General features: G+C 48.9%; 35 protein-coding genes. 31 read left to right on the top strand and 4 right to left on the bottom strand.

What is annotated here, in order from left to right; all coding sequences use genetic code 11:
- Window positions 1–64 precede the first annotated feature (64 nt).
- The 18 genes from GWK09_RS07735 (at window position 65) to GWK09_RS07655 (ending at window position 11884) form a co-directional block, all read left to right on the top strand.
- Window positions 65–601: a DUF2975 domain-containing protein gene (locus GWK09_RS07735; RefSeq protein ID WP_163692410.1), complete on the top strand. Its 537-nt coding sequence runs from the start codon at window positions 65–67 to the stop codon at window positions 599–601.
- A gap of 3 nt (window positions 602–604) precedes the next feature.
- The gene (locus GWK09_RS07730) at window positions 605–808 is read left to right on the top strand and encodes a helix-turn-helix domain-containing protein (RefSeq protein WP_163692409.1); all 204 of its coding nucleotides are present in this window, start codon (window positions 605–607) and stop codon (window positions 806–808) included.
- 112 nt (window positions 809–920) lie between these two features.
- The gene (locus tag GWK09_RS07725) at window positions 921–1316 is read left to right on the top strand and encodes a VOC family protein (protein ID WP_163692408.1); all 396 of its coding nucleotides are present in this window, start codon (window positions 921–923) and stop codon (window positions 1314–1316) included.
- 117 nt (window positions 1317–1433) lie between these two features.
- Entirely contained in the window at window positions 1434–1910 is a 477-nt protein-coding gene (locus GWK09_RS07720) for an ester cyclase (protein WP_239530764.1), read from the top strand.
- 80 nt (window positions 1911–1990) lie between these two features.
- Window positions 1991–2398 (top strand): nuclear transport factor 2 family protein, encoded by a 408-nt coding sequence (locus tag GWK09_RS07715; protein ID WP_163692407.1) that lies wholly within the window; start codon window positions 1991–1993, stop codon window positions 2396–2398.
- A gap of 152 nt (window positions 2399–2550) precedes the next feature.
- The gene (locus GWK09_RS07710) at window positions 2551–3072 is read left to right on the top strand and encodes a GNAT family N-acetyltransferase (protein ID WP_204260373.1); all 522 of its coding nucleotides are present in this window, start codon (window positions 2551–2553) and stop codon (window positions 3070–3072) included.
- Window positions 3073–3286: 214 nt separating this feature from the next.
- Complete coding sequence (locus GWK09_RS07705; RefSeq protein ID WP_163692406.1) at window positions 3287–3913, top strand: Crp/Fnr family transcriptional regulator; 627 nt, start codon at window positions 3287–3289, stop codon at window positions 3911–3913.
- 77 nt (window positions 3914–3990) lie between these two features.
- Window positions 3991–4200: a YgaP family membrane protein gene (locus GWK09_RS07700; protein WP_163692405.1), complete on the top strand. Its 210-nt coding sequence runs from the start codon at window positions 3991–3993 to the stop codon at window positions 4198–4200.
- Window positions 4201–4354: 154 nt separating this feature from the next.
- Window positions 4355–4816, top strand: a complete 462-nt coding sequence (locus GWK09_RS07695) for a hypothetical protein (protein ID WP_163692404.1) — start codon at window positions 4355–4357, stop codon at window positions 4814–4816.
- A gap of 362 nt (window positions 4817–5178) precedes the next feature.
- Window positions 5179–5631 carry a YybH family protein gene (locus GWK09_RS07690; RefSeq protein WP_163692403.1) on the top strand — a complete coding sequence of 151 codons (453 nt, stop codon included), beginning with the start codon at window positions 5179–5181 and terminating at the stop codon, window positions 5629–5631.
- 37 nt (window positions 5632–5668) lie between these two features.
- Entirely contained in the window at window positions 5669–5827 is a 159-nt protein-coding gene (locus tag GWK09_RS14950) for a hypothetical protein (protein ID WP_204260372.1), read from the top strand.
- 133 nt (window positions 5828–5960) lie between these two features.
- A complete protein-coding gene (locus GWK09_RS07685) occupies window positions 5961–6455 on the top strand; it encodes a hypothetical protein (RefSeq protein ID WP_163692402.1) in 495 nt (164 codons plus the stop codon).
- A gap of 35 nt (window positions 6456–6490) precedes the next feature.
- A complete protein-coding gene (locus tag GWK09_RS07680; RefSeq protein WP_163692401.1) occupies window positions 6491–8563 on the top strand; it encodes a CocE/NonD family hydrolase in 2073 nt (690 codons plus the stop codon).
- Between the two features lie 65 nt (window positions 8564–8628).
- A complete protein-coding gene (locus GWK09_RS07675; RefSeq protein WP_163692547.1) occupies window positions 8629–8955 on the top strand; it encodes a VOC family protein in 327 nt (108 codons plus the stop codon).
- 365 nt (window positions 8956–9320) lie between these two features.
- Window positions 9321–10061 (top strand): ion transporter, encoded by a 741-nt coding sequence (locus tag GWK09_RS07670; protein ID WP_163692400.1) that lies wholly within the window; start codon window positions 9321–9323, stop codon window positions 10059–10061.
- Between the two features lie 79 nt (window positions 10062–10140).
- Complete coding sequence (locus tag GWK09_RS07665) at window positions 10141–11097, top strand: alpha/beta hydrolase family esterase (RefSeq protein WP_163692399.1); 957 nt, start codon at window positions 10141–10143, stop codon at window positions 11095–11097.
- Window positions 11098–11231: 134 nt separating this feature from the next.
- Window positions 11232–11687 carry a hypothetical protein gene (locus GWK09_RS07660; RefSeq protein WP_163692398.1) on the top strand — a complete coding sequence of 152 codons (456 nt, stop codon included), beginning with the start codon at window positions 11232–11234 and terminating at the stop codon, window positions 11685–11687.
- Window positions 11688–11689: 2 nt separating this feature from the next.
- Complete coding sequence (locus GWK09_RS07655) at window positions 11690–11884, top strand: helix-turn-helix transcriptional regulator (protein ID WP_163692397.1); 195 nt, start codon at window positions 11690–11692, stop codon at window positions 11882–11884.
- Between the two features lie 8 nt (window positions 11885–11892).
- Here GWK09_RS07655 and GWK09_RS07650 read toward each other — a convergent pair whose 3' ends face one another.
- A complete protein-coding gene (locus tag GWK09_RS07650) occupies window positions 11893–12171 on the bottom strand; it encodes a hypothetical protein (RefSeq protein ID WP_163692396.1) in 279 nt (92 codons plus the stop codon).
- 146 nt (window positions 12172–12317) lie between these two features.
- Between GWK09_RS07650 and GWK09_RS07645 the strand changes: the two genes are divergently transcribed.
- The 3 genes from GWK09_RS07645 to GWK09_RS07635 are packed head-to-tail and all read left to right on the top strand — an operon-like array spanning window position 12318 to window position 14159.
- On the top strand, window positions 12318–12680 hold the full coding sequence (locus GWK09_RS07645; RefSeq protein ID WP_163692395.1) for a fructose 1,6-bisphosphatase: 363 nt from the start codon (window positions 12318–12320) through the stop codon (window positions 12678–12680).
- A gap of 10 nt (window positions 12681–12690) precedes the next feature.
- Window positions 12691–13560: a hypothetical protein gene (locus tag GWK09_RS07640; RefSeq protein WP_163692394.1), complete on the top strand. Its 870-nt coding sequence runs from the start codon at window positions 12691–12693 to the stop codon at window positions 13558–13560.
- 56 nt (window positions 13561–13616) lie between these two features.
- On the top strand, window positions 13617–14159 hold the full coding sequence (locus GWK09_RS07635) for a DUF4287 domain-containing protein (RefSeq protein WP_163692393.1): 543 nt from the start codon (window positions 13617–13619) through the stop codon (window positions 14157–14159).
- Between the two features lie 54 nt (window positions 14160–14213).
- On the opposite strand, the gene GWK09_RS07630 is transcribed toward GWK09_RS07635, so the two are convergent.
- Window positions 14214–14918: a hypothetical protein gene (locus tag GWK09_RS07630; RefSeq protein WP_163692392.1), complete on the bottom strand. Its 705-nt coding sequence runs from the start codon at window positions 14916–14918 to the stop codon at window positions 14214–14216.
- A 175-nt stretch (window positions 14919–15093) separates the two neighbouring features.
- On the opposite strand from GWK09_RS07630, the gene GWK09_RS07625 reads away from it, so the two are divergent.
- Together GWK09_RS07625 and GWK09_RS07620 are read left to right on the top strand one after the other, a co-directional pair.
- Complete coding sequence (locus tag GWK09_RS07625; protein ID WP_163692391.1) at window positions 15094–16056, top strand: aminodeoxychorismate synthase component I; 963 nt, start codon at window positions 15094–15096, stop codon at window positions 16054–16056.
- 49 nt (window positions 16057–16105) lie between these two features.
- Window positions 16106–16618, top strand: a complete 513-nt coding sequence (locus GWK09_RS07620; RefSeq protein WP_204260371.1) for an aminotransferase class IV — start codon at window positions 16106–16108, stop codon at window positions 16616–16618.
- Between the two features lie 17 nt (window positions 16619–16635).
- Here the strand turns inward: GWK09_RS07620 and GWK09_RS07615 are convergent, their stop codons facing one another.
- Window positions 16636–18204 carry a glycoside hydrolase family 32 protein gene (locus GWK09_RS07615; RefSeq protein ID WP_163692389.1) on the bottom strand — a complete coding sequence of 523 codons (1569 nt, stop codon included), beginning with the start codon at window positions 18202–18204 and terminating at the stop codon, window positions 16636–16638.
- Between the two features lie 81 nt (window positions 18205–18285).
- On the opposite strand from GWK09_RS07615, the gene GWK09_RS07610 reads away from it, so the two are divergent.
- Genes GWK09_RS07610 through GWK09_RS07585 form a run of 6 tightly spaced genes read left to right on the top strand, consistent with a single transcriptional unit; the run spans window position 18286 to window position 22630 of the window.
- Window positions 18286–18813 (top strand): rhodanese-like domain-containing protein, encoded by a 528-nt coding sequence (locus GWK09_RS07610; protein ID WP_163692388.1) that lies wholly within the window; start codon window positions 18286–18288, stop codon window positions 18811–18813.
- On the top strand, window positions 18797–19417 hold the full coding sequence (locus GWK09_RS07605) for a TIGR04282 family arsenosugar biosynthesis glycosyltransferase (RefSeq protein ID WP_163692387.1): 621 nt from the start codon (window positions 18797–18799) through the stop codon (window positions 19415–19417). The genes GWK09_RS07610 and GWK09_RS07605 overlap by 17 nt, the downstream gene beginning before the upstream one ends.
- Complete coding sequence (locus tag GWK09_RS07600) at window positions 19414–20229, top strand: purine-nucleoside phosphorylase (RefSeq protein WP_163692386.1); 816 nt, start codon at window positions 19414–19416, stop codon at window positions 20227–20229. The genes GWK09_RS07605 and GWK09_RS07600 overlap by 4 nt, the downstream gene beginning before the upstream one ends.
- Complete coding sequence (arsM, locus tag GWK09_RS07595) at window positions 20226–21191, top strand: arsenosugar biosynthesis arsenite methyltransferase ArsM (RefSeq protein WP_163692385.1); 966 nt, start codon at window positions 20226–20228, stop codon at window positions 21189–21191. Before GWK09_RS07600 ends, arsM begins: the two co-directional genes overlap by 4 nt.
- 10 nt (window positions 21192–21201) lie before the next feature.
- Window positions 21202–21930: a DUF547 domain-containing protein gene (locus tag GWK09_RS07590; protein ID WP_163692384.1), complete on the top strand. Its 729-nt coding sequence runs from the start codon at window positions 21202–21204 to the stop codon at window positions 21928–21930.
- A complete protein-coding gene (locus tag GWK09_RS07585) occupies window positions 21917–22630 on the top strand; it encodes a TIGR04283 family arsenosugar biosynthesis glycosyltransferase (protein WP_163692383.1) in 714 nt (237 codons plus the stop codon). Before GWK09_RS07590 ends, GWK09_RS07585 begins: the two co-directional genes overlap by 14 nt.
- Window positions 22631–22633: 3 nt before the next feature.
- Here the strand turns inward: GWK09_RS07585 and GWK09_RS07580 are convergent, their stop codons facing one another.
- Complete coding sequence (locus GWK09_RS07580) at window positions 22634–23638, bottom strand: glycoside hydrolase family 113 (protein ID WP_163692382.1); 1005 nt, start codon at window positions 23636–23638, stop codon at window positions 22634–22636.
- A gap of 106 nt (window positions 23639–23744) precedes the next feature.
- On the opposite strand from GWK09_RS07580, the gene GWK09_RS07575 reads away from it, so the two are divergent.
- Both GWK09_RS07575 and GWK09_RS07570 read left to right on the top strand, forming a co-directional pair.
- Window positions 23745–25103 (top strand): NAD(P)/FAD-dependent oxidoreductase, encoded by a 1359-nt coding sequence (locus tag GWK09_RS07575; protein WP_163692381.1) that lies wholly within the window; start codon window positions 23745–23747, stop codon window positions 25101–25103.
- A gap of 5 nt (window positions 25104–25108) precedes the next feature.
- Window positions 25109–26689, top strand: a complete 1581-nt coding sequence (locus tag GWK09_RS07570; protein ID WP_163692380.1) for a 4Fe-4S binding protein — start codon at window positions 25109–25111, stop codon at window positions 26687–26689.
- Window positions 26690–26720 lie beyond the last annotated feature (31 nt).

The raw sequence follows: 26720 nt of genomic DNA, 5'->3' as shown, positions 1-26720 counted from the left end.
TATTTTTATTGTTTATCAATATATTTTTGCTGATATTTGGCATATCAATTTAACAATCAACATCATGTCCAACACCACCAATCTCATCTTTACCGGGCTGAAAATCGTGTCCTGGATCATTTTTATCGGCCTCTGCATTGATGCAGGAGGATTGATCATCAACTTCATTTTCGGGCTCATAAACCCGGAACTCGTCGGGAGTCTTTACCAAAAATTAGATCTCAGGGCATTGCAAGAACAGAACCTGTGGGTATTCTTTGGGATGTATGCATTTGTGCTCTTCGTGGCTATACTTAAGGCCCATTTGTTCTACATCGTGGTAAGACTCATTCAGAAAGTAGATCTCACCAGGCCATTTAACAGCTACGTATCAAAACAGATCACAAGGATCTCCTATTATGTCCTATCCATTGGACTGATCAGCCATATCGCCCGGCAGACATCCAGAAACCTCGAGTGGTACGGATATGAGCTTGACAAGCTAGGTCAGTTCTGGGTAGACAGTCAGGCCTATATTCTGATGGCATCTATCCTGTATCTGATCGCCTTTATCTTTAAAAAAGGGATGGAACTTCAGATGGAAAACGACTTAACCGTATAAGAGATGCCAATCACCGTGAACCTGGACGTCATGATGGCAAAACGAAAAATGTCGCTCAACGAGCTGTCAGAAAAAGTTGGAATCACCCTTTCCAATTTATCGAACCTGAAAACGGGCAAAGCCAGAGCCATACGTTTTAGTACGCTGGAGGCCATCTGTGAGGCACTCGACTGTCAGCCCGGAGATATCCTGGAATTCAGCGACTAAACTACTTGAAATCGTCCTGGCGACCGCCTGCACAGGTCTGGATTATTTGTTATCTTAAGGTTGAAAAAAACGCGGTTGCCGGAACTCCGGCTACACAGAAAAACAACCAACCATGAAAGTTACAATCATCAGCATTCCCGTACGCGACCAGGAAAAGGCCATGAAATTTTACACAGAGAAACTAGGATTTTTAGTAAAGAAGGATGAGCCTTTAGGAGGTGGAAACAGATGGCTGACCCTGGTTTCCAAGGACTGGGAAGACGGACCCGAACTCCTGCTGGAACCCGGGCCTAATCATTTTGAACCCTGTAGGGTATACCAGGACGCCTTATTGGAAGCCGGATATCCCTATACACAATTTGACGTGGACAGTGTGGATGCGGAATACGAGAGGCTGACCAAGCTCGGGGTAGATTTCAGTGTGAAACCCACGAAAATGGGTAATGTAAAATTCGCCGTGTTGAATGACACCTGTGGTAATAACATCCAATTGGTTGAGTACTTGTAAATAGATCACCGGCAAACCAAAGCTGAAACTTATGACTATCCAAGGACTGGACATAATTCCTATCTTGCTTAAAAGTATTACCATTAGATTTAAACGAATCAACCAAAATAAAGGAATATGAAGAAAGCTGCCTTACTGGTTACCGGAATTGTGTTCGTGATAATGCTGGCCATAATGGGATGTAAGACCGAGAGATCAGACTACGATAAAATGGTCGAATTCGGCCAGGAATATACCGAGGCGTGGAACAGCAAGGTGCCTGAAAACATGGCTTCCTTTTATGCAGAGGACGGCACGCTCACTGTCAATAAAGGAACACCGGCTGTGGGAAGGAAACAACTGGCCGAAACCGCCCAGTCCTATATGGAGGCCTTTCCTGACATGCACCTGACCATGGACAGCCTGACCGTGGCAGATGGGAAATACCGGTATTACTGGACCTTCAAAGGCACTTACAGTGGGCCGGGCGGCAATGGAAACCGGGTGGACTTCAGTGGGTTCGAGGAGTGGACCATGAACGAGGAGGGACTGGTACAGACGTCGGTCGGCACCTATGATGCCGAGGAATACCAGAGACAACTTGCCGGTAAGTAAAGGTTGCCTTTTGGAGTATTTAATTCCGATCATTTTAGCTACCTTTTCAGTAAATTTTCAAACCGATTAAAACCAACCCTATGACCACAGCACAAAACATCCGGATCATCGACTCTGTCTACAAAGCTTTTTCAACCGGCGACATGCCTACCGTCCTGGGTGCCATGCACCCTAAGATCGAATGGAGGGAAGCCGAAAGCAATTCCCTGGCCGACGGCAACCCCTATATTGGGCCAGATGCCGTTCTACAAGGGGTATTTGCCCGCCTGGGTGAAAGACACGAGTTCTTTGGACTCAAGGATATTGCACTCCACGGGATGGATGACCACAAGGTCCTGGCTACCCTGAGGTACGACGCCAAGGTAAAAGCCACTGGAAAAGGCTATAATGCTCAGGTAGCACACTTATGGACCCTGGACGATCAGGGAAAGATCATCGCTTTTCAGCAATTCGTGGATACCAAAAAACTGGCGGATGCCGGAGCGTGAATTTTAGATGGCCTTCATCTGTCGGCGGCACTGTCTTTTTGTGAACCAGGATGAATTCTAATATCCTGTCTTAGATATAAAACATGTACTCCCTCAGTACTTTGGTGGACAGGGATAGCTATTTCTCATAAGATCGAATTTATCATTCTAACATGATTGAAGTAAAACTCCGATCCTGGCGCATTTCAGATCTTGAGGACCTGGTCATGTACGCTAACAACTGGAAAATTGCCAGGAATCTGACGGATCAATTCCCATATCCGTACACCAAAAAAACAGGAAGGGAGTTCATAGCATATGCCACGGGTGAAGGCCCGAATCACATCTTTGCCATTGAGGTCGACGGACAGGCCGTAGGCGGGATCGGCATCCACCCCCTGGGAGATATCTTCCGAAAGAATGCCGAACTGGGGTACTGGCTGGCGGAGGATTTCTGGGGGAAAGGGATCATTACCCGGGCAATCGGACAGGTGGTTGAATTTACCTTCAAAAACCTGGATATTGACCGCATCTTCGCAAGGCCCTTCGGCTCCAATATGCCCTCCCAAAGGGTCTTGGAGAAAAACGGCTTTGTACTGGAAGCCCGGTTCGAAGGTACTATCCTCAAAGGTGATGAACTGCAGGATGAACTGTTGTATGCTCTCCGGCGCAAGGATTGGAATCCAGATGAATAGACCTGGCAGCGAAATGGAAAATAGAGAAATTAAAGACCTGCAATAAACAACCACGATGAAGAAAGAAAACAGGAATCCCCATCGTATGGGCGAAGATCTGGATCAGCATCTCAGATTTTGTTCGAAATGGATTTTTGTTGAAATCCTTTTGGACCGGATTAACGTCGAGAGAATGGATAAGGACCTGAATATGGAGTCGTAAATGATATAATAAATGGAATTTGACAAAAATCTGCTTTCGTTCTTAAGCGGGGAATTGATCGATGAAATCATAAAGGGATCCGACCTTAAGGAGATCCCTGCAGGCACCGAGATCCTGCGGGAAGAACAATACGTCAAGGTGTTGCCTATCGTAGTGGAAGGGCTGGTAAAGGTCTATTCGCGTTTTGAGGATCGGGAGCTCCTGCTCTACTACATCGAACCTGCACAAAGCTGTGTCATGACCTTTTATGCCTCCCTGCAAAACACTCCCAGCAAGGTATTTGCCGTTACGGAAGAGGATTCCAGGATATTGCTCATCCCTGTCCGGTATTTGCCCAACTGGCTTAAAAACTACCCCGAATTCAATACCCTGTTCTACCATCAGTTCAACCTGAGGTATACGGAACTCCTGGATACGATCAGCCATCTCCTTCTCGATAAAATGGACAAAAGGCTGTACGACCACCTGAAACGAAAGATGGAGCTCACCCAGGGAGATGCCGTCAGGATGAGCCACAGTCAGATCGCCAACGAGCTGGGTACGGCCCGGGAGGTTGTGACCAGGGTACTTAAAAAGCTGGAGGTCGATGGAAAAGTGGTACAGGAGCCAGACGGCATTCGGATCATTGACGAGTGGTGACCACGGTCACTGCACAGGTCATTCACATTGTAAATCTTTGTAGGGCAATAGTGCAACAACCTTAAAAATACAATGCGATGAAAAAAAATATGGGATCAGCAGACAGGATCATAAGGATCATCATTGCTGTTATCATCGGCGTTCTCTATTACACAGGAACTATTTCAGGAACCTTAGGGCTGGTTCTCATCATTCTTGCGGGTGTTTTCCTGCTGACGAGCTTTGTCAGTTTTTGCCCTCTCTATGCCCCTTTTGGCATTAGCACCTGTGCAGTAAAAGAAAAATAGACCGACTCAAGTTCCATCTTCAGTCCAGGTCTGCTTTTGGCCGGCTTTTCTACAGTCTCCTATCCAGTTGCGGTTTATAGGGATATCCCTTTAAACCGCTGCTGTACAGGGAATAACAGGGATCTAGTTGCCCTAAAATGCATAGCTTTGTTGTATGCGTTACGCATCTACACAGTATAATTATCTCGCTCTTTTGCTGACCCTGTCAGCGGGGATTTTCTTTATCCGGGTATACCTCTCGGCCCTTGCAGAACCTCCTTCCTATAACTCGGGTCCAAACTTCCTGATCACCTCCCTCATGGTCATCACGGTGGGATTCCTGTTTTCCTTCGTTTCTCTTAGGATATTGATAGACGAGCACTTTTTGCAGATCCGAATGATGTTCGGCCTATTCAGGAAGAAATTGGTTCTTGGTGAGATCTCCTCAGTACAGATCGTAAGGAATCCCTGGTATTATGGCCATGGCATCCGAAAATGGTTCTGGCCGCGCATGTGGATCTACTCGGTCCGGGGATCGCATGCCATTGAGATCAGCCTGAAAAATGGAAAAAAGTACAGGATAGGCACAAATGAACCGGAAATGGTAAAGAGAAGTATTCTGCAATCCACGTTGTGATCTGACTGCGATAACTCTGCTGTTTATGTTCACTTGCAGGTTCATATTTCCCCCTTCGGACACCGAATTACTTTCCCCATATTCATTCCAAGGGATGGCGCTAAAAGGACCCCTGGTAATGTCTATTAGTGTGCAAAACTGACAAAACGCGGAGTTGATCAAACGCATACCCAAGGTGAGGCCATAGGGCCTGATCAGTTTATTCATCAGAGTGCTCATCAGGAAATACAAGTCAGACACTACTTTATATGTGCCTGGAAGTCAGATCATTTTTTAATGCCATTGAACCAGGATATAGCGCCTAATTCCTTATCTTTTATTTTCAGTTCGATGCCCTGATTTCAACTAGTAAGGCTTTAACCATGAATATAAAATTCCCAACCTACCTCCTGTTACTTTTTATTTTTGCATCCTGTGGTGAAAAAACACAACAAGGGTCTACTGATCAATGGAAACAGGAGATCATCGAGACCGAAAAACGCTTTGCCCAAATGGCAGCAGAAGAAGGGATCCGGGAGGCATTCCTGTCCTTTGCCGCCGAAGATGCCGTACTGATGCGCAATGATTCCCTCGTAGTGGGAATAAAGGCCATTACCGAATACCTCAATACCCAGGCACCGGCAGACAGCAACATGAGCCTGGAATGGAAACCGGATTTTACGGATGTTTCCTCTTCAGGTGATCTGGGATACACCTATGGGAAGTTCATATTTTCCATGGCCGACTCCACAGGAAATCGCGTGGAGCGAACCGGTGTATTCCATACGGTCTGGAAGAGACAGGAAGATGGGACCTGGCGGTTTGTTTGGGATTGAATCTTACTTCTAAGCTACATGAAAACAAAAACAGGAAATGGATAAAAGGAACCTCGGGAAAGGAATGGCCATAGGGATCGCCATAGGGACTGCCATAGGGGTGGCACTGGATAATATCGGGGTATGGATCGCCATTGGTCTGGCGTTTGGTGCAGGATTGGGAAGCCGTATGAACAGAAAAAAAGAGGATGATTAAATAGACCTGATCCTAAATGACCAAATAGCTAAAGAACTTAAAAATGAACTATTATGATGACCTTGTTTCTTTCGGAGCTTTTGATTGATAATCCAACGATCGCCTGTCAGGTGATCAAAAAGAATGATCTGCCATGAGGAAAATGCTGCTCATGCTCCTGGCTTTTTTTGTCCTGTCCTGCAATCAGGTTCGGAAAGAAAGCCCTGTTAATGGTGAGGTTCACGAGCAGGAATCTAAGGAAAAGGGTAAGTTTGACTGGCTGCTCGGAAAATGGGTGCGCTCTAACGAAGAGGAAGGCCTGGCTACCTATGAATTCTGGGATAACGGCCCTGGACCTGGATACCAGGGCCTTGGTTTTACCCTCAAAGCGGGGGATACTATTTGGCAGGAAACCATGAGCCTCGAAAAAGAGCTCGAGGAGTGGGTATTAGTGATCGTTTCTCCGGGTGAAAAGGAGCCCGTGAAATTCCGGATGACCTCACAGTCAGACACCACCTTTACCTGTGAAAACCCTTCGATGGATTTTCCCAAGAAGATCAGCTATCGGAAGAAAGAAGGCGGATTTATGGCTTCGGTCTCAAATTTGGAAATGGAAATTCCCTTTGAATTTAAATCTGCTGTGGAATAATGGGATCATACGACCTCAAATGAAGGGATAACATCATGTATTATAGAAAAAGTTTTCCTTTTATCCTTTTACTTGCGCTCCTGTTCATGAGTTGCGGTCCGGATCAGGAAAGAGAGGTACCTGCCATTCGCGAACTCTTTATTGAAATGCCGGACGGTGTAAAACTGGCAGCTGACCTTTACCTCCCCCCTGATTACGATCCTTCCCTTCGCTACCCGATCATTCTGGAATACCTACCCTACAGGAAAGACGAGCAACGGGCCTCCCGCTATGGGGTGTTCAACTATTTTGTACAGCGCGGATATCTCGTAGCCCGGGTAGATATCAGGGGGACTGGCAGAAGTGATGGCGAAATCGTGCCTTATGAATACAGTGAACAGGAGCTCGATGACGGTGAGGAGGTGATCCGCTATCTTTCAGGATCCGATTTCTCCAATGGGAATGTGGCAGTCTTTGGTATCTCCTGGGGTGGCTTTAATGCCCTTCAGCTGGCTATGAGAAAACCACCGGGACTGAAGACCATCGTATCTCTTATGTCTACAGACGACCTGTATGAGGACGATGTACACTATATGGATGGCATACTGCACGTAGACGCCTATGAGATCGGAAGGGATATGGATAATGCCTTTCCAGCCTCACCTGATTTTGAACTGGATTCAGCTTACTTTCACGACAGATTCCTTTCCGATCCCTGGTTCCTGAAATATAAAAAGCAGCAAGGCGACGGCCCATTCTGGAACCGGGCTTCCCTCGATGGGAACTACGACGGCTTTACCATGCCCACCTTCCTGATCGCCGGTCTGTATGATGGGTACCGGGATCTGGTAGAAAGGTTCTTCAACCAAACCCATGGCCCGAAAAGGGCCATCATCGGGCCCTTTAACCATACCTGGCCGCATACGGCGGATCCCCCTCCTGCCGTGGAGTGGAGAAAAGAGGTGGTAGACTGGCTAAATATCTGGATGCTACCACCTACCCGGGATCAGCGACAAAAAGAGTACCCGGAACTTATTTTTTATCAACGGGACTATCATATTCCAGGAACCGAGCTTGGGAACATCCCCGGAAAATGGAAGGTCGTGGATTCATGGGATCAATTTAAAAGGGACTCCCTGGAACTCAGACTCGTCTCTGAGGGATCCCGACTCAGCGAACAAATGCCCGGGGACATTCGCGGTGACACCTTGCAAAGCCTTGCCTCAGATGGAATAGAAGGGGGTGGACCCGTGATGTGGTGGGGCGACTGGCCGCCAGACCAGGCTGCTTTTGACAAGAAATGCCTGGTATACGACCTGGAGGTATCTGAGGAAATTTCGATCACCGGCTACCCAAGGCTGAAGCTATGTGTGCAATCAGAAACGGATCATGTCAATTGGGTCGTTCGACTCAATGACGTGGCCCCTGACGGAAGGAGTACCCTGGTCACCGGCGGTGCCTTCAACAGCACCCATCGGGTCTCCGCCTCATCACCGGGGCCAAGTCCGGTTGGGGAGGTCTATTGTATGGAAATCGACCTGCATTGGACCACCTGGAATTTTCAGCCGGGTCACAGGCTGAGAATAGCGATCAGCAATGCACAATGGCCGATGTTCTGGCCTACCCCTTCCTTAGGTCGTAATCTGGTCTTGACCGGGGGCACGGAAGGGAGCCGCCTGCTGCTGCCGTTGATGCCTGAAGGAGCAAAAGATGGCTATGCATGGGAAGAGATCTCTCCTGATCCGGAACTCCCGGAATTCAAGAGACTGTCGTCCGGAACCTCATCCGGGTTTGCCGAGGTGAGCCGGGTAGCATATGACTCTATTACACGTATCCGAAGTGTGATCGCGATCAACCAATGGGAGGAAGCCTTTCCCTGGGGGGTCTACGAGAATCATGAATCCATCACTCACCGCACCTCAGATCTCGATCCGGCAAATACTTCTGTAGAAGCGGGCTACGACGTGGTCATCCGGTTGCCCAACCGGACCATCGCCCTGGAAACACAACTCAAGTTCTCAAGTGATGCTGATAGTTTCTACTATGATTATCGAAGGGCTATCAGGGAAAATGGCACGGTATTAAAAACAGCAATATGGAACGAACACATTGGCCGGGATCATCAGTAAACAGGACTAAATAAAATCGATCACAAAGCCAATTGAAGACTTATTTATCATGAAAAAACAACCACATCGACTACATTGAATTCAAGGCTCAGGACCTGGAAAAGATCAAGAACTTTTACAGCCGGGTCTTTGGCTGGGCCTTTACCGATTACGGTCCTGACTATGTCTCCTTTTCCGAAAGCGGCATAGCCGGGGGATTCGAAAGACAAAAAGGACCAGTGGTCAATGGAGCGCTGGTGGTCCTTTACCATGGGGACATGGAGTCTGTCCACACCGAGGTGATCAAGGCAGGTGGAAAGATCTCAAAGGATATATTCAACTTCCCCGGAGGGAGGAGGTTCCATTTCCTGGACCCCGCCGGCAACGAACTCGCAGTCTGGTCTGATAGGTAAATTCATCGAAAAACAATACTCAAATCAGAGACGGGAAAATCACTATGCCTCATAACCACCTCCCTGCTCTGTAGCTCCTGTGGGCAGAACAAGCAAGAATCCTATTCCTCGCTCTGGGTGCAGGTATCGGAAGCCGATTGGAGAGAGATCAGAAAGCCGACAAAGAGCAATAGGATGTATGGACCGATCATTTGGGACTCCGCATAAACAGGTGACGGTACATTTTTCCCAGTACTTTCTACAATTCCAATTAGGATCTGAGAGCCCAAAGGATCGGGCCAAACAGATATCGATTGAGGGCCTTTTGACTTCCAATGGTTTTTAGTTTTATTTTAGGTCCTATAATCCTCAAAAGAAAGACGGCCATGAAAGAAAAACTGCGCCTCCTGATCGACGACAATTCGACCCGCCAGGGAAAGATTTTTGACTACAGCATTCAATTCCTGATCATTGCCTCCCTGATCGGCTTTGCGGTGGAGACCCTGCCCAACAATGATCCGGTAATGCTGGAAACTCTATATTCCTTTGAGGTATTCTGTGTTATTGTCTTTACGGCAGAGTATCTCCTTCGCATCTTTATAGCGAGGAACCCCTGGAAGTATATCTTCAGTTTTTATGGGATGATCGACCTGTTCGCCATCCTTCCTTTCTACCTCACCAAAGCTTTCGATCTCAGGGCTTTGAGGGCATTCCGCATTTTCAGGATCTTCCGCGCCCTGAAACTGATCCGGTACAACCGGGCGATGCAGCGCATACATATCGCAGCCAAACTGGTGAAAGAGGAGATCGTGCTCTTTTTGATCATCACAGGGATCTTTACCTATCTCACCTCCTGCGGGATCTATTTTTTTGAGTATGAAGCCCAGCCCGAGGTATTCTCCTCCATCTTTCACAGCCTGTGGTGGGCCATCGTTACCCTAACCACTGTGGGATACGGAGATGTGTATCCCATCACCCTGGGAGGAAAGATCTTCACCTTTTTTGTCCTGATCATAGGTGTGGGGGTGGTGACCGTACCGGCCGGACTCGTTTCCTCCGCTGTTTCCAAGGCGAGGCAGATACAGGAAGATAAGGAAGAACAAGAAAATGCGATTGAAGTTAGTTGAGACTCCTCTGCCAATATACAGCCCCAAATGGTTCTGGAAAATAGCTTCCTATGGCATGGGATTTGTAAGATGTTAAGGGATGTTATATAAATTTTCCTTTGCAAAATTTCTCATCCTGGCTGCCTTTGGCAGTATGGGAACTCTCTTGGTTTCCAGTACTATGGGCGAAGGCAGGGATATCATCCGCCATAGCCTGACCTGGCAAAACCGGGAACGTACATACTGGATACACCTACCCCCTGAGGCCAAAATGGGAGGTGCTCTTCCCGTGTTGTTTCATCTTCACGGTGGGGGTGGCACCGGGAAAGGCACGGTTAGGCTCACCTATGGGAGGTTCAATGAATTGGCAGACCGAGATGGTTTTATCGCGGTCTATCCGGATGCTATCGCAAAAAACTGGAATGACGGCAGGAAAGAACACTTAAAACCCGAAAACATCGGGGTTGATGATGTGGGTTTTATCACGGCCATCATTGAACGCCTGAAAAAAGAATACCCCATCGATACGAATAGGATCTTTACGACAGGAATGTCTAACGGTGGATTCATGAGTACTCGATTGCTCTGTGACCGGGCCGACCTGTTCCGTGGAGGCGCTATTCTTACCGCAACCCTATCCGAGGGTTACTATGGAGAATGTAACCCTTCTCAGCCGGTTGGCGTTCTTGTGATGAACGGCACCGATGATCCTATTGTTCCCTACGAGGGAGGCGAGATCAAGCTATTCGGCAAAAGCAGAGGGAGTATTCTCTCCCATGAAGATTTTGTAAAATTCTGGAAGGAAAAAAACGGCTGTCATGAAGAACTCCCTCCTGAACATCTCACTGACCGCATGCGATGGGATGGCACTTCTGTGTCTATTCGAAATTTTGAGGGATGCCGGTCAGGAGGAGACCTGAAAGTATACGATATCAAGGGTGGTGGGCATACCTGGCCAGGCGGAAGGCAGTATCTGGGAAAAAGGATCATTGGCCATACCAGTCGGGAAATAAACGCCTGCGATGAAATATGGGAATTCTTTCGCTCCCTTGATTAATTCTTCCCTCCAATAAAGTTATTGATTCCGGTTTCAGTTAACTCTCTTTTATACATTATTTTTTACTTTATGTATAATATATTTTACATTATGTAATGTTTTTTATACTTTTGATAAATCTAATCTTGTATAACATGAAAAATTATCTCTTTCCCAACCGGTTCAAAACCATCTCCGGGTGGATCTTCTACCTCTCCCTCATTATCGGTTCTTACCTGTGGTTCACCGATCAGTTTGACGACCTGCTGGTGGTGCCTGTACCCGACCTGTTTGGCACAGACGATTTTCTGCGTCCGAATGGCATCTGGATACATAACGGCATCCTGGATGAGTTGCTCACGATCATCATCATCGTGGCCGGGATCATCCACAGCTTCAGCAGGGAGAAGGTCGAAGACGAACTCATCTCCAAACTACGCCTCGACTCCCTGATCTGGTCATTGTACGTCAATTACGCCATCATGATCCTGGCGACCCTGCTGATCTTTGGCCTGTCCTATTTCCACATCCTGGTGTTTAACCTCTTTACGATCATCCTCTTCTTCAACCTGAGGCTGCGCTATTCCCTCCACAAACACTACGCTTCCTGATTATGAAAAATACTATCAAAATACACAGGGTTACTCACGATATGACTCAGGAAGATCTGGCGAACCGGCTGGATGTTTCCCGACAGACCATCAACGCCATAGAGAACAACAAGTACTTCCCCTCCCTTGAGCTGGGATTAAAACTGGCCAGGATCTTTAAGTGCAGCGTAGAGGATCTCTTCAGCCTGGAAGTTTGACTGGGGTATCAGGAGGTCTTTTTGGTTGGTGGATTCATCTTCCCGGACATGGCTGCCCAGGCAATGACGATACCGAGGGGGATATTTATTGCCATCGCACCGATCCCTTTGTCTTCCCAAAGGTGCAAGGAGCCCTGTACGATCAGGAACAACCCGTAAAAGGAAAAGAAATACTTTCTGATCTTTACCATTTTTTCCTCTGGGACATTCCCCATTTTGGTGGCCAACCATCCCAGGACGGCGACGACCAGAAAGACCAGGAGCATGATCCCTAAACCTTTGACCATAGAATTATAACAAGGAGTTGATAACTAAAAATATGTATTCCCCTGAGCTCTGGCAAGGTCTTCTTAAATTTTCTATATTTGAGTGTATAGTGAAAATGACCTGTTTTACTTTTTAAAGCCTATTGCTTTTCAAATATGAAGACCGCATGACCAACGAAGAAAATTTTACCCTCCACAACACCCGAAAAACCGATCTGGAGACCGCCTCCAAAATAGAGCTCATCAAAAACCTGATCTTCGGAGAGAACATCCAGGCCTATGAGTCGGAGTTCGAACTCCTGAAAAAGGACATCATCAGCAAGAAAAAACAACTGGAGGAACTCATAGAGGCCGTTCGCACGGACCTTAGAATGGCCATCAACGATGTGTCTACAGATGTCAATATCCGGATCACGGAACTGGAAGACAAGATCGAGGATCGCTTCGAATCCCTGGAAAAAGAACAGTTAGACGCCCAAAGCCTGGGCGACCTCCTCATTGAACTCGGCAAAAAGGTAAAGAACTCCTAGACCGGAACCCATGGCCACCAGCACCAAAAATCAGGACAAATTAGAACTGCTCAGGGACATCCTTCTCCCCGGGGAGCACAAGGCCCTGGAACAACTTTCTGAGCGCATCCTCCGAATGGAGAAACAGGAACTGCAGCAAAATGAACTGATCAGGAAGCTGGATGCCGAGCTGAGCCGCAAGATGGAGGAGGTCAAAAAGGAGAGTGAGGAATCCCTGAGAGGACAGGTACTGCAAGTGCTGAAAACTGAAATAGAAAAGGACCCGGCCACTGTGGCGGCCATCTTCGCACCCCTTACCTCAGCCTTACTTGAAAAGGAAAAGGCTGAGAGAAAAAAGGAAAAAAGAGACAGAAGGTCGGCCCCGGCAAGGAATTTAAGCCGCGGCTGGAAGAACTTTACTGGTCTCTTCAGGTCGGCCTCTTCCACAAAAAAGGCAGAGAAACAGCTCAAATCCGCAGTCATTGTTCAAACCCTGGTGATCGACCGAAAATCTGGAAATTTAAAGGCCTCTTTCCAGGAGAACGACATCGTGGACGAATCGAAGATCTCTGTCATCTGCGGGGTGATCAACGACCATATCCAAAAGCACGCTCTGGGACAGCATCAGCATTTGTCTATCCTGCCTTATGGCCCCTATCAGATCTACGTTCAGGGTTTTATAAAGCATTACGTCGCCCTGGTCATCACCGGAAGGAAGGAAATGGACTGCAAGGAAAAAATGCAGGATATCATCTTTTCATTTTATTATGAATTCATGTCCAAGAACCTCGACCTCCTGAATGAGGGAAAACACGATCAGACCCCAAAAAAAATCATCAGCCGGACCTCCCTGGAAAAAGCGATGGACAAGCACTTCGGGTCCGGAGCCACCCCAATCTGATCTGGAAAGAATTCCTGTGTCTCCTTTCACATTCCATAACCCTTTAACTTTAAAAGATGGATAAAGCCCTACAGAGCATGATCGAAAATATGCCCTCCAAAACGGGAAAACCGCTTGAAGAATGGGTTAAGCTTCTCAAGACAAAATCGTTCACAAAACATTCGGAGGCCGTCAATTACCTTAAAAAAGAACACGGGGTCACCCATGGCTTTGCAAACACCATCGTCCACCTGTCTAAAGGGGAGGACACACCTACAGATAACCTGGTCGCAGGCCAATACCAGGGAAAAGAACACCTCCTGCCGGTATTTGAGAAAGTAAAAAACTTCGTTTCTGCCCTGGGGGAGGATGTTAATGTGGTCCCCAAGAAGACCACGGTGAGCTTTGTTCGTAAAAAACAGTTCGCCCTGATCAGTCCCGCTACCAAAAGCAGACTGGACCTGGGGCTTAAACTTCCGGGGTATCCCACCACTACCCGACTTGAGAATTCCGGGCCTTTTGGCACCATGTGCACCCATAGGGTCAGGCTGGAAAAACCCGAAGATATCGATCAGGAATTAAAGGACTGGTTAAGGGATGCCTATGCTCATGCAGGATAGGTACCGAAAGCCAAGCGGATATTTCGTTTATTAATTATCCTCTGAAGAAACTGTTTACCATTGACCCAGCAATAGTCGGGTTCCGGATCTGATCATTTTGGCCCCGCCATTGGTCTCCCGGAAGGTGTTCCATGCTTTGTCCCTGGCCGTTCTTTCGGACTCAGTGAGAACGGCATTGGATCCACCCATGGCGCTTTTAAAGTCTTTGTATCCTGTAATGGCCCAATGTGAACCCCCATCGGGCCCTATGCCGGTAGTAAAGCTTCCGTACATATTCATCCACCCCTTCCGCAAGGCCGAAGTATGATACTTTTCGTATGCGCTCCTGAAGGCATCGGTATTGTCTACCTGTACGATGTAGTAGTTTTGGACGGGGTATTGGGCGCTCATATCGCCCCAACTTCTCTGAAGGGTCCCCATGGCTGCACTAAAACCTTCTTCTATATGCTGGTTCATCCGGGTGAGGAATAACATCCATTCTTCTCCCCCGTCTGAGGAATACTGCGTCCCCATGGCATCCAGGGATCCGGAGAATACGATCCCGTGTGTGAAATTATTTCCGCTATCCCTGAAATGATTTTCCCAGAGGGAAACGGTGACGCCTTCGATCTTATGGGTTGAAAAATAGTCCGAGATCAGCCCCAGGACGGCACTTTCATGTTCGGGTTTCACGGTGAAGTTGTAAGTGGTAAAATACCCCTCCTGGGCCAGGAGGGTGACCGACATAAGGAATGCCAGGGCAAAAGTTAGTTTTTTCATTGTGGTTGGTTTTAATTGAGCCCTTAAGATATGAAAAAAGTCGATCAATCTCTTTTGGCCCCCAGGTGTTTCCCCTATACAAGTCCACACCATCTTTGACAAGGGGCATCCCGGAAAGTTGATATGTTAAAAATCACCCTTTTCTAGTTCGATTTATTTTCTTTGTTCGCCTGAAATGGAAAAGACACCTATTCAACATACTATCAATGATTGGGGCAGACGAGGAATACCTTTTTTGTTTATCATTGATTTTGAACAGGAAAAGCCATTGGCATGGCCTCTGTCCCAGGTCCCACAAAACGTACTCTACAACTTCAACGGTAAAACCAACTCATCCCGTATTCGCCAACCCCTTCCCGAAGTACCATACTTTGTCAAAAACCCTGTTTCACTCGAAGAATACCGTACGAAATTCGATGCGGTCATAGGGGCTCTTAAGCAAGGTAACAGCTATCTGCTGAACCTGACCACATCCACCTATGTAGAAACCAACCTGGAACTCAGCACCATATTTTCCAATGCCAATTCTAAATACGCGGTTTGTATTGAGGATCAATTTGTCAGTTTCAGTCCGGAAACCTTTGTGAAAATTCAGGGAAACTACCTCTACACCTATCCCATGAAAGGCACCATAAATGCCGATCTTCCCGAAGCTCAACACCGAATTATGAGCGATCGAAAGGAAGAAGCGGAACACGCTACCATAGTGGATCTCATGCGCAATGATCTGAGTCGGGTCGGCAGGGAAGTCACTCTGGTCAAATACCGGTATTACGAGGTGTTGAATGTACAGGGTAAAAAGATCGGGCAGGTGAGTTCTGAAATACGGGCTAAGCTGCCACAGGACTTCGCCAGCAATCTCGGAGATATCTTGTATTCACTTCTGCCTGCCGGATCCATCTCTGGGGCTCCTAAACAAAAAACGGTGGAATTGATCCGGTCCATCGAAGCTGAACCGAGGGGATATTATACCGGGGTCGCTTTCTATTTCGACGGGAAATCCTTGGACAGTTGTGTGCTCATTCGATTTTTGGAAAAAAACGGGCAGTTTAGAAGTGGTGGAGGGATTACGGCCCAAAGTGTGCTGGAAAGTGAATATCAGGAAATGATCGACAAAGTATATGTGCCATTTTATTGAATCCATACGCGTCCAAAACGGGGAAATGCCCTTGCTCGATCTCCATCAAATGAGGTTGAATAGAACGATGGAACACCACGGAAGTGCTAGTTTTGATTTGAAGGACTCCATTGATGTCCCCTTAGGAGCGCGCAAAGGGATCTACAAATGCCGGGTGACCTATTCAACTCAGGGTTTAGTCCGCACGGAATTTATAGAATACAAAAAAAGAAGGGTGGTTTCTATCTCACCTGTGAATATTGGGGATCGTGTCTATTCTTTCAAATACGGCCAAAGAAACTGGATAGAGGAGCTCTTAAAGCAATCCGGGACCGATGAGATCATGATGTGCCAAAACGGTCGGATTACGGATGCCTCCTATGCGAATCTGGTCTTTTTTGACGGAACCAGGTGGATAACACCCGCTGAGCCTTTATTGAAAGGTGTGAGAAGACATCAACTGCTGCTCGATCAGGTGATTGTTGAAGAGGACCTGCGACTGGAAGACCTCTGTCGGTTCTCTCATGTTAAATTGATCAACGCCATGATGACCTGGGAGGAATCTCCCGTTCTTACCCTGTAAATCCCGTCATGATCTCCTCAAGGATTTTTCCAAATACCGGCAACCGTAAATACTTCCAAGGTATCGATCTCCAACCGATCAGACATGCCGTTCTCTATTGAGAATTCTGAGTACGGTACTGTGGGGAAGACCTGGGCCGTCATGGCATACTGTCCCTTGTTTATAAAGATCTCAATGGAAGAGGCGTCGATAAAAAGGTCGAATTCCAGGATATCCCCCTCTTGGTGGTTCAGCGGCATCTGCTGTATTTTGCCAAAGGATTCCTGAAAGTCCACAATACCGCTCCTGGATCGGTCCAGGCTGAAGAGCCCTTCCTGTGAGTCGAGCTTCATGACTACCTCTTCCCCTGAGTCGTTCCTCAATACAAAAGTGAGGTCTTCCAGAGCGGTCTTAAAATATAAACTGGTCTGGCTACCGCTTTCCAGACCGATCTTTTCTTCGGCTCCACCGTCGATCTTCAGGTCGAGATCGCTTTCTTTGGTGAGCAGCTCCCCTACCCTGCCGATCGGGTAGTTTACCAGGGTGTAATCCCCGTTGAATTTCGCCAGGCTCAGGGTCCTGGGCAGGGTCATGGCGCTGCGCCACACCTCGGTAGGCGTATCCCTGGCATAGTCCCAGTTGCTCATCCAACCAATAAAGATCCTCTCACCGCCTGGTGTATTGTTGTAGGTCACCCCGGCGTAATTATCCGTACCCCTGTCGAGCCACTTCGCCTCCCGCTGGTCAGAGGTAAAAGTGATCCCGTCAAAATCCCCTACAAAGTATTGGGTTCCGCTTCCCCCATTGGGAGCTCCAGGGTTGATGCTGATCAGCAGCACCCATTTCCTCTCATCGGTGCCATCTACCTTTAGTTCGAAGAGATCCGGGCATTCCCATACTCCGCCGTGGGCTCCCTGGTCTTCTCCAAACCGACTCATATAGGTCCATTCGAGAAGGTTGTCCGAATGGTAAAGCCTGAGGTGATCTCCGGCCACCAATGCCATTACCCAGTGTTCCATAGCCTCATCCCAAAAGACTTTGGGGTCCCTGAAATCCTTGAATTCGGAATTGAGCAATACGGGGTTGCCTTCATAGACCGTAAAGGTCTCCCCGTTGTCAAGACTGTAAGCCACCCCCTGGGTCTGGTAATCATTGCCTCCCGCTTTTTCTTTCTCCATATCGTGGTAAGTGAACACGGCTACCAGGGGAGGGTTGTCCTTCGTACCCAGGCCCGATGTGTTCTCCGTATCCACCACCGCACTTCCCGAAAAGATCAGACCGTTCTTATCCGGATAGAGGGCGATGGGCTTGTTCTCCCAGTGAAGCAGGTCGGTACTTGTGGCGTGCCCCCAATGCATGGGGCCCCATACGATATCCTCCGGATAGTACTGATAGAACAGGTGATAGATCCCCTGGTGATACACCAGCCCATTGGGATCGTTCATCCATTTCTCAGGCGGACTGAAATGGTACTGAGGACGAAAGGGTTCTTCGTATAACCCGATCTCTTTAGCAGTCGCTGGTTCGGGTTTCGGGGTCTGCCGGCAATGATAGCTCAGGAGTACACAGGTCACTATCAGCGTATAAATGAGGGTTCTTCTTTCCATATTCCTAAAATACACTAAAATTCGATTTCCACCTCCGGGAGGATTGTTTTCGGATCCTGCCCAAAGTCCTATCTTTGTCCTATGCGCAAGACCTGCCTGATCATCGGATTCATACTCACCCTAACCACGACTATGGCGCAGCGAACATTGGAGAAGGTCATGGAGAAATTGTCCGGGGATGAGGTACCCCTGGTTTCCGTAACCGAAGTAAAGGTGAACCCTGCTTTTATACGCCTCGATGCCCGGGAATTGGAAGAATTCGAGGTGAGTCACCTCCCTGATGCACTGTTTATCGGTTACGAGGATTTCGATGCAGAAAAATTTACCTCAACCTATCCAGACAAAAAGGCTACTTACGTGGTGTATTGTTCCGTGGGGATCCGATCGGGTAAGATCGGCAGAAAGCTCCTCAATAGGGGATATACAGATGTGAGAAACCTCTCCGGAGGGATTTTCAAATGGGTGGAGGAAGGGAATCCGGTGGTAGACAGGGATGGGAACGTCACCCAAAAAGTACATGCCTACAACCGCTTCTGGGGAATGTTGTTGAACAAAGGGGAAAAGGTCTACGGACCGGAAGATCAGAAAGAGGATGAAGGCAAAGAATAAGGATCTCCTGATCATTTTCACGCGGAACCCCGTACCCGGAAAATGCAAGACCCGACTGGCAGCCTCGGTTGGGGATGAAGCCGCCCTGGAAATCTATCTTTTCTTACTCAGGCATACTGTAGCGGTTACAACCCCGTTAAACGCAGATAAAAGGGTGTATTACTCCGATTCGATGGGAGTAAACGACCTTTGGGACGAGGAGGTCTATTCAAAGCACGTGCAGGAAGGAGCAGATCTCGGCCAGCGCATGGCGAGGGCCTTTAAAAACGGCTTTTCGGACGGATATAAGAACATCATCATCATAGGGAGTGACCTGTTCGACCTGAATACGGAAGACCTGAACAAGGCCTTTGAGGCTCTTAAAAAGTCGGATTACGTCCTCGGTCCGGCCCAGGATGGGGGGTATTACCTTTTGGGGATGAAGCACTTTAAATCTGAACTATTTGAAAACAAGGCCTGGGGCTCTTCCAGGGTACTGGAACAAACCCTGGCCGACCTCAAGGAAGAGGCCTGCATACTCCTGCCTCCCAAGAACGACGTAGACGTATTGGAGGATATTTTGGACAATCCGGCATTTCTGCCCTTTATAAAAGACAAGATATGACACAGAAACAACTCGATGAATCCACCCAATACCTGAGGTCTAAAGGATTTGACCAGCCCGAGGTCGGGATCGTACTGGGTACCGGGCTCGGCAAGCTGGTGGATGAAATAAAGAATCCCGTAGTGGCCCATTACCACCATATTCCTTTTTTTCCGCTGGCCACGGTGGAATTCCATTCGGGCAAACTGGTCTTCGGAACACTGAAGGGAAAAAAGGTAGTGGTCATGCAAGGCCGTTTCCACTTATACGAGGGTTACGAATTCACAGATGTCACCTACCCCATCCGGGTCATGCGGCAATTGGGTATAAAAAGACTGTTTATCTCCAACGCGGCAGGCGCCATCAACCTCCAATTCCGGAAGGGTGACATCATGCTGGTGGAAGACCACATCAACCTGCAGGGAGGGTCTCCGCTCGCCTTTAAGAATGTGGCGGAATTCGGTGACCGGTTCGTGGATATGAGCGAACCTTACGATCCTGATATGCGCAGGAAAGTGGAACAAATAGCCACCGAACACGGGATCTCCCTGCAAAAAGGCGTGTATGCGGCCGTAGTGGGTCCTCAGCTGGAGACCAAAGCCGAATATCGGATGCTGAAGATCCTGGGAGCGGATGCTGTGGGAATGAGTACGGTACCCGAAGTAATTATTGCCAACCATTTACGACTACCTGTCGTAGCGGTATCTGTCCTAACGGACGAATGCGATCCGGATAACCTGGAGCCCGTCAACGTTTCAGAGATCCTGGAAGTCGCCGGTAAGGCAGAACCAAAAATGATCACTTTATTCACCGAATTAATATCCATGTTATGAGTTATCTAGAGGCGACAAACGACCTGTACAAACAAGCAGCCCTCACCCCTGATGTGGGCCTTTGCTGCACCACTAACCCGGTATGGCAACTCCCCGGCCTGTCAATTCCTGTCGTCATGCAGGAAATGAACTACGGTTGCGGGAGCACGGTTTCAGCTTCTGACCTGGTCAATGAACCTAAGGTGCTGTATGTGGGAGTCGGCGGGGGAATGGAACTCCTTCAATTTGCCTATTTCTCCAGGCAGGTCGGTGGGGTGACCGGAGTGGATGTGGTAGATGAGATGTTAGAGGCCTGCAAGAAAAATTTCAGGATCGCTGAGAAAGAGAATTCATGGTTCAAAAGCGAATTTGTCAACCTCCTGAAAGGGGATGCACTTAACCTTCCCATAGAGTCGGAAAGTGTGGATGTGGCCGCTCAGAATTGCCTGTTCAATATCTTTAAGACCGAAGATCTTAAAAAGGCCGTGGCCGAAATGTATCGCGTGCTCAAACCCAGGGGGCGACTGGTGATGAGCGATCCGGTCTGCGAACAACCCATGAATGATGCCCTGCGCAACGACGACCGTCTCAGGGCCCAATGCCTCAGCGGGAGTATTCCGATCAAGGAGTACGTAAAGGTCCTTACCGATGCCGGATTTGGGACCATAGAGATCAGGGCGAGGAAATCCTACAGGGTGTTATCTCCCAATCATTATCCTACTGAAGAGTTGATCCATATCGAATCCATAGAGATCGCGGCTATCAAAGACCCCATGCCGGATGACGGACCTTGTGTATTCACCGGTAAAACGGCCATCTATTTTGGGGGCGAACCCTATTTTGACGATACGAAAGGTCATGTCCTGTTACAGAACCAGCCTCTGGCCGTATGTGATAAAACGGCAGCAGCCCTCGCAGAACTTTCCGACGAGATCCACATCAGTGAAAGCACCTGGCATTACGACGGGGGTGGGTGCTGCTAAAACGAAGCCTATGCGGTACTCCCTTCTTTTTTTCCTGTTATGCTGGATATCGGCTCCTGCTCAGACCTCAAAAAAGGGCGATGATCCTCAGGTACTCGACCACTCGGCCTGGGATAAAATGTTGCAGGAGCATGTAACCGAGGTTGGCGACGTGGACTATAAGGCCTTTCTGGAACGGAAATCGGACCTTGAAGCCTATCTGGATTACCTGGGCAACCACAAACCAGATTCTGAGGCCTCCCGGTATGAAGCCCTGGCTTTTTACATCAACCTTTACAACGCCGCCACGGTTCATTTGATCCTTGAAAACTATCCTCTGAATAGCATAAAAGACATTGAGAATCCCTGGGGGCAAAGACGGATCCGCCTCGCAGGAGATAAAATCTCCCTCAGTAAAATTGAGCATGGCATCCTGCGCAAAATGAATGAGGCCAGGATACATTTCGCGATCAACTGCGCTTCCGTGTCCTGCCCCAAACTCAGGAACCGGGCCTTTACCGCCTCAGGAATGGAATTGGAATTGCAACAGGCGGCCATGGATTTCATCAACGACCCAAGCAAGAACCGCGTCTCGGAAGATGATCTGCAGCTCTCTGCTATCTTCAAGTGGTACAGAGGGGATTTCATGCAGAAGAGGAGCCTGGTGGCCTATATACAGCCATTCACAAAGACTAAGATCAGGGAGACCGCACGAATCTCCTATCTTCCATATGACTGGGATCTGAATGAAAAAAAGTAGTTCTCCCCAAATAAGCATCATCATCCCGGTTCTCAATGAAGAGGAGAACCTGAAAATACTTATCCCTTTCCTCAGGAATCGCGCAAAGGAAGCGGATCTACTTGAGATCATCGTTGTGGACGGGGGCAGTTCCGACACCTCCGCTGAACTCGCCCTTTCCCTTGGCGCTAAAGCTATCTCTTCTAATAAAGGAAGGGCCCTGCAGATGAATGCAGGGGCCGGGGAGGCCCGAGGAAGGATACTGTATTTCCTGCACGCAGACAGTTTCCCTCCCGAAAACTTTGACGAACTGATACAGCAGGCGGTGGAAAAGGATACCGATGCCGGCTGTTTTCGTTTGAAATTTGACAGCCAAAGCCTCTTCCTGGGATTCTTTGCCTGGTTTTCCCGCTTTAATTTCCAGATCTGCCGCGGAGGGGACCAGTCCCTTTTTATCTCCCGTTCCCTCTTTGATTCCCTGGGAGGCTTTAACGAAGCGTACCGGGTATACGAAGACAATGAGTTTGTGGGGCGGATCTACCGCAAGGCGAACTTCAGGGTACTCCCGTTCGACCTGCTAACTTCAGCCAGGAAGTATCGCCTGAACGGAAGGTTCAGGCTGCAGTACCATTTCGCATGTATCCATTATTTGTATTTCAGAGGAAAAGGTCCCGAAGTGTTGTACGCCTATTACACCCGGCATATCAGACAGGTCCGGTAGAGGTCAGCGGTAGAGTTTAAAGAAGGTGCTGATCACTTCCTGCGCAGGTTTATTCTGAGGGGTAAATCGATTGTCCTGGGGGCCTCCAGACCTGTCGTGGTTTATAAACCATTTCCAGACAAATCCCCCTGCAAACCACTTCTCATCCCAAAAGGACTCGAAAATGGCCTTTTTGGCATTCACCTGCCCTTCGAGGTTCACGGGTCCCTCATCCCTGTCCATCAACCATGGTTTTTTCGCGGTGTAATCCATGCTTCTGTACCCGAATTCCGTGAAGAGTACGGGGCGGTCTAATTGCTCAGACAGGGCCGCGATCTTATCCTTCCAGGGTCTCCATCCCTCTTTGAGCTCTTCGACCGTGGGGGTCTTCGATTCTGACAGAGGAAAATAGGCATCGATCCCGATATAGTCCAGGGATGCCCAAAAAGGGGTGCGTCCGTATTCATCCCAGTTAGCGGCATAGGTCAGTTTCCCCTTGTACCTCTCCCGTATCTTCCGGATCAACCCGGTCCAGAATGCAGGACGCTGGTCTACGAACCGCTCGAGTTCGGTACCTATACAAAAGATCTCTGCTCCCGTCTCCTCGGCCAGGCTGGCATAGGTCAGTATAAAGTCTTCATAGCTCTTCTCGAGTTGCTTCCAGTTTTCTTCCGAATCCATTTGGAGTTCTCCGGTAAAGACCCCTCTCCATATCCAGATCTGGGGTTTCACCATGACGCGGATTCCGTTCCTGTGGAGGAGTTCAATGTACTGCTTGGCCCCCATCCGGGTCTCCCCGTACCATTGCCGGTCCGTATCAAAAATGATATCTGGTGAATTCACCTCCCGGATAAAGCCGAAAGGCATCACTGCAGCATGTCCGGCATGGATGTTTTTCACAGGGGCGATGTGTGCCTCTGTCGCCCTGTCCCTGGAGGCCACAAAACTTATCCCGTTGATCTTGCCTACGAATTGACTGCTACAGGAAATTTGCAGCAACACCAGCCATAGCAGACAAATATTTCTCATAGATGAAAGTCTGATTCCTCCCAAAGCTACAAATTTTTAGAGCCCACGGATATTGAGGGGCTGTTAAGTTCTTATCTTTAATCCGACTGAACGTTAAAATCCAAGCATGTCCACAGAGACGATAGCCATCATCGGGAACGGTATTTCCGGGATCACGGCTGCCAGGCACATACGGAAATTGTCAGACAGGCGCATCGTTGTGATTTCTGCAGAAAGCGAGTACTTCTTTTCCCGGACGGCCCTGATGTATGTCTATATGGGGCATATGAAGTTCGAACACACCCAGCCCTACGAGAACTGGTTCTGGAAGAAGAACAGGATCGAACTGGTCCATGACCGCGTGGAAAAGGTGAACCCTAAAAGGAAAGAACTCCTCCTGAAAAAGGGAAAACCCATTACATACGATAAGCTTATCATCGCCACCGGTTCCAAACCGAACAGGTTCGGGTGGCCCGGACAGCATCTGAAGGGAGTTCAGGGGCTTTATTCCAAACAGGAACTGGAACAACTGGAGGCAGACGCCCCGGACAAGGAGGCCTGCCACAGGGCAGTGATCGTGGGAGGAGGACTTATCGGCATCGAACTGGCCGAGATGCTCAGGAGCCGGGAAATACCAGTCACCTTCCTGGTAAGGGAAAGCAGTTTCTGGAATGGGGTATTACCTGAAGGGGAATCCCAGATGATCAACGAACACATACGGGAGCACCATATTGACCTGCGCCTTGGTACCAACCTCGCAGAGATCCTTTCCGATGCGAATGGCAGGGCACGGGCGGTGGTCACAGACAAGGGAGAGACCATACCCTGTAATCTCGTGGGGCTTACCGCAGGGGTTACCCCTAACATCGATTTTCTCAAAGGCTCGGGAATAGCTCTGAACAAAGGGGTCCTTGTCAATCGGCATCTTGAGACCAATATAGCGAACGTCTACGCCATAGGCGATTGTGCAGAACAGGAACATCCGATAGGGGAAAGAAGGTCGGTGGAGGCGGTATGGTATACCGGCAGGATGATGGGCGAAACGGTCGCTTATACTATTTGTGGTAAAAGAAGGCCGTACAACCCGGGGCATTGGTTTAACTCCGCCAAATTCCTGGATATAGAGTATCAGACCTATGGATGGGTGAAGAGCGAGCGTTCCCGGGGCGAGGATGAAATGCATTTCCACTGGCGGCATCCTGAGGAAAAGATCTGTATCACCGCAGCTTTTCGCACCTCTGACCGAAAGTTTCTCGGGATCAACACCTTTGGGATCCGGATGCGGCACCATGTACTGGATCGATGGCTGAGTGAAGAGCGGTCCGTCGACTACGTCATGGAACACCTGAAAGATGCCAATTTCGATCCTGAATTTTACAGACCGTACGAAAAGGACATCATATCTCATTACAACAAGACGATGGGTACGCAGATCATCCCAAAGAGAAAAAGCTGGATGAGAATCCTGAATCAACCTTCAAGCTAGGATCCATGAAGACTTTAAAGCAAACAGGGCTTGTACTATTCCTGATCGGTCTGGCGGTCTTTTCCGCCCTTCCCCTTCTCGGGACCTTCTCCCTGACTTCTTCCGACCTGGAAAAATGGTCACAAGCCAGAGGTACCAAGAGCGAACTCTTTGCAGAGGCCTTACAGCAGGAGGTCGCCGGCAAAACCTTTCAGGGGATGCAGGAACTTTCCCCTGTGGTGGCCGAGGCCCTGAACGAAGTCAATACCATCCATCGGAAGAACAAGGAGTACGATAAGGTGATCTACACCAAGGCAACGGATATGGCCGCCGAGATCGGAAAGCAGGCCGGTACTGGATTTATTGCGGAGAACAAGGGCCTGATGTGGTGGGCCACCTTTGGCCTGGGCATCCTGGGCGCCCTGATGTTCATCCTCCCCAATGTGGTTTTGCTGGGAAGTAAAGGGATAAAGAACAATGGGATCTACCACCGCAATGCCACCAATCGCGGCTGGATCGCCTGGGTGGTCTTTTTCTACCTCATCGCCTTTTACCTCGTCCTGTACTTCAGGCCGCAATACGCCGTGAACTGGACCTTCCTGGTAGATCCCATAAGCGAAACTCTGAGCGGTAACCCTGCCGGGCACTGGTTTGTCTACGGCTTTATGTACTGCACCGTCATGGTAGTCATGGGGGTAAGGATGTACATCAAATACAGGCACAACCGCTACCAGATGATCCGGACCACTTCCGTGCTCTTCTTTCAGATCGTGTTCGCCTTTCTGATACCCGAGATCATGGTCCGTCTGCAAATGCCCTATTACGATTTTAAAAACGCCTTCCCCCTCGATTACGACTTCTTTTTTCAGTGGAACCTTCGCTCCCTGATCAACAGCGGAGGGATTGGTATTTTTATCCTGGTCTGGGGGATAGCCCTTACCTTGATAGTCGTACCAGTGATGGTCTACTTTTTCGGCAAGCGCTGGTACTGCTCCTGGGTCTGTGGCTGCGGAGGCCTGGCGGAGACCCTGGGGGATCCCTACCGCCAGCATTCGAGCAAGACGCTGCTCTCCTGGAGGATAGAACGGTGGATCGTGCACGGGGTACTGGTCTTTGCCGTGGGCATGACCCTGATGACCCTCTACAGTTTTTTCTCAGATACGGGGACCGTTCTGGGGATCAAAACATCCGGGGTGCAAAACACCTACAGCCTGCTAATCGGATCTATCTTTGCCGGGGTCATTGGGACCGGATTCTACCCCATCTTCGGCAACAGGGTATGGTGCCGCTTTGGCTGCCCGCTGGCGGCCTACCTCGGACTGGTACAGCGTTTCAAATCGCGGTTCAGGATCACCACCAACGGTGGGCAGTGCATTTCCTGCGGGAACTGCTCCACCTATTGCGAACAGGGAATAGACGTGAGGGCCTATGCCCAGAAAGGTGAGAACATCATCCGGGCCAGTTGTGTGGGCTGCGGCGTCTGTGCGGCCGTCTGCCCGAGAGGCGTATTAAAACTTGAGAACGGACCCGTGAAGGGAAGGATCAACCCTACCGAGATCCTCCTGGGAAACGATGTGGATCTGATCCGGCTGGTCAAGGAAAAATGAAAGAAATGAGCTTATCCGCATCCCTCAAATC

The organism is Muriicola jejuensis (assembly GCF_010671595.1).
Lineage (GTDB): Bacteria > Bacteroidota > Bacteroidia > Flavobacteriales > Flavobacteriaceae > Muriicola > Muriicola jejuensis.
This window is presented reverse-complemented; position numbering and strand designations above follow the sequence as displayed.

What these genes read in the sequence shown, in the direction of transcription:
- GWK09_RS07585 (WP_163692383.1), top strand. Translation starts at nt 21,917, where the DNA reads ATGAAAAAAAGTAGTTCTCCCCAAATAAGCATCATCATCCCGGTTCTC.
- GWK09_RS07680 (WP_163692401.1), top strand. Translation starts at nt 6,491, where the DNA reads ATGTATTATAGAAAAAGTTTTCCTTTTATCCTTTTACTTGCGCTCCTG.
- GWK09_RS07600 (WP_163692386.1), top strand. Translation starts at nt 19,414, where the DNA reads ATGACACAGAAACAACTCGATGAATCCACCCAATACCTGAGGTCTAAA.
- GWK09_RS07575 (WP_163692381.1), top strand. Translation starts at nt 23,745, where the DNA reads ATGTCCACAGAGACGATAGCCATCATCGGGAACGGTATTTCCGGGATC.
- GWK09_RS07630 (WP_163692392.1), bottom strand. Translation starts at nt 14,918, where the DNA reads ATGAAAAAACTAACTTTTGCCCTGGCATTCCTTATGTCGGTCACCCTC.
- GWK09_RS07725 (WP_163692408.1), top strand. Translation starts at nt 921, where the DNA reads ATGAAAGTTACAATCATCAGCATTCCCGTACGCGACCAGGAAAAGGCC.
- arsM (WP_163692385.1), top strand. Translation starts at nt 20,226, where the DNA reads ATGAGTTATCTAGAGGCGACAAACGACCTGTACAAACAAGCAGCCCTC.
- GWK09_RS07660 (WP_163692398.1), top strand. Translation starts at nt 11,232, where the DNA reads ATGAAAAATTATCTCTTTCCCAACCGGTTCAAAACCATCTCCGGGTGG.
- GWK09_RS07730 (WP_163692409.1), top strand. Translation starts at nt 605, where the DNA reads ATGCCAATCACCGTGAACCTGGACGTCATGATGGCAAAACGAAAAATG.
- GWK09_RS07685 (WP_163692402.1), top strand. Translation starts at nt 5,961, where the DNA reads ATGAGGAAAATGCTGCTCATGCTCCTGGCTTTTTTTGTCCTGTCCTGC.
- GWK09_RS07645 (WP_163692395.1), top strand. Translation starts at nt 12,318, where the DNA reads ATGACCAACGAAGAAAATTTTACCCTCCACAACACCCGAAAAACCGAT.
- GWK09_RS07590 (WP_163692384.1), top strand. Translation starts at nt 21,202, where the DNA reads ATGCGGTACTCCCTTCTTTTTTTCCTGTTATGCTGGATATCGGCTCCT.
- GWK09_RS07625 (WP_163692391.1), top strand. Translation starts at nt 15,094, where the DNA reads ATGGAAAAGACACCTATTCAACATACTATCAATGATTGGGGCAGACGA.
- GWK09_RS07670 (WP_163692400.1), top strand. Translation starts at nt 9,321, where the DNA reads ATGAAAGAAAAACTGCGCCTCCTGATCGACGACAATTCGACCCGCCAG.
- GWK09_RS07615 (WP_163692389.1), bottom strand. Translation starts at nt 18,204, where the DNA reads ATGGAAAGAAGAACCCTCATTTATACGCTGATAGTGACCTGTGTACTC.
- GWK09_RS07650 (WP_163692396.1), bottom strand. Translation starts at nt 12,171, where the DNA reads ATGGTCAAAGGTTTAGGGATCATGCTCCTGGTCTTTCTGGTCGTCGCC.
- GWK09_RS07655 (WP_163692397.1), top strand. Translation starts at nt 11,690, where the DNA reads ATGAAAAATACTATCAAAATACACAGGGTTACTCACGATATGACTCAG.
- GWK09_RS07580 (WP_163692382.1), bottom strand. Translation starts at nt 23,638, where the DNA reads ATGAGAAATATTTGTCTGCTATGGCTGGTGTTGCTGCAAATTTCCTGT.
- GWK09_RS07640 (WP_163692394.1), top strand. Translation starts at nt 12,691, where the DNA reads ATGGCCACCAGCACCAAAAATCAGGACAAATTAGAACTGCTCAGGGAC.
- GWK09_RS07605 (WP_163692387.1), top strand. Translation starts at nt 18,797, where the DNA reads ATGAAGGCAAAGAATAAGGATCTCCTGATCATTTTCACGCGGAACCCC.
- GWK09_RS07620 (WP_204260371.1), top strand. Translation starts at nt 16,106, where the DNA reads ATGAGGTTGAATAGAACGATGGAACACCACGGAAGTGCTAGTTTTGAT.
- GWK09_RS07715 (WP_163692407.1), top strand. Translation starts at nt 1,991, where the DNA reads ATGACCACAGCACAAAACATCCGGATCATCGACTCTGTCTACAAAGCT.
- GWK09_RS07610 (WP_163692388.1), top strand. Translation starts at nt 18,286, where the DNA reads ATGCGCAAGACCTGCCTGATCATCGGATTCATACTCACCCTAACCACG.
- GWK09_RS07710 (WP_204260373.1), top strand. Translation starts at nt 2,551, where the DNA reads ATGATTGAAGTAAAACTCCGATCCTGGCGCATTTCAGATCTTGAGGAC.
- GWK09_RS07705 (WP_163692406.1), top strand. Translation starts at nt 3,287, where the DNA reads ATGGAATTTGACAAAAATCTGCTTTCGTTCTTAAGCGGGGAATTGATC.
- GWK09_RS07695 (WP_163692404.1), top strand. Translation starts at nt 4,355, where the DNA reads ATGCGTTACGCATCTACACAGTATAATTATCTCGCTCTTTTGCTGACC.
- GWK09_RS14950 (WP_204260372.1), top strand. Translation starts at nt 5,669, where the DNA reads ATGGATAAAAGGAACCTCGGGAAAGGAATGGCCATAGGGATCGCCATA.
- GWK09_RS07735 (WP_163692410.1), top strand. Translation starts at nt 65, where the DNA reads ATGTCCAACACCACCAATCTCATCTTTACCGGGCTGAAAATCGTGTCC.
- GWK09_RS07635 (WP_163692393.1), top strand. Translation starts at nt 13,617, where the DNA reads ATGGATAAAGCCCTACAGAGCATGATCGAAAATATGCCCTCCAAAACG.
- GWK09_RS07570 (WP_163692380.1), top strand. Translation starts at nt 25,109, where the DNA reads ATGAAGACTTTAAAGCAAACAGGGCTTGTACTATTCCTGATCGGTCTG.
- GWK09_RS07700 (WP_163692405.1), top strand. Translation starts at nt 3,991, where the DNA reads ATGAAAAAAAATATGGGATCAGCAGACAGGATCATAAGGATCATCATT.
- GWK09_RS07720 (WP_239530764.1), top strand. Translation starts at nt 1,434, where the DNA reads ATGAAGAAAGCTGCCTTACTGGTTACCGGAATTGTGTTCGTGATAATG.
- GWK09_RS07690 (WP_163692403.1), top strand. Translation starts at nt 5,179, where the DNA reads ATGAATATAAAATTCCCAACCTACCTCCTGTTACTTTTTATTTTTGCA.
- GWK09_RS07665 (WP_163692399.1), top strand. Translation starts at nt 10,141, where the DNA reads ATGTTATATAAATTTTCCTTTGCAAAATTTCTCATCCTGGCTGCCTTT.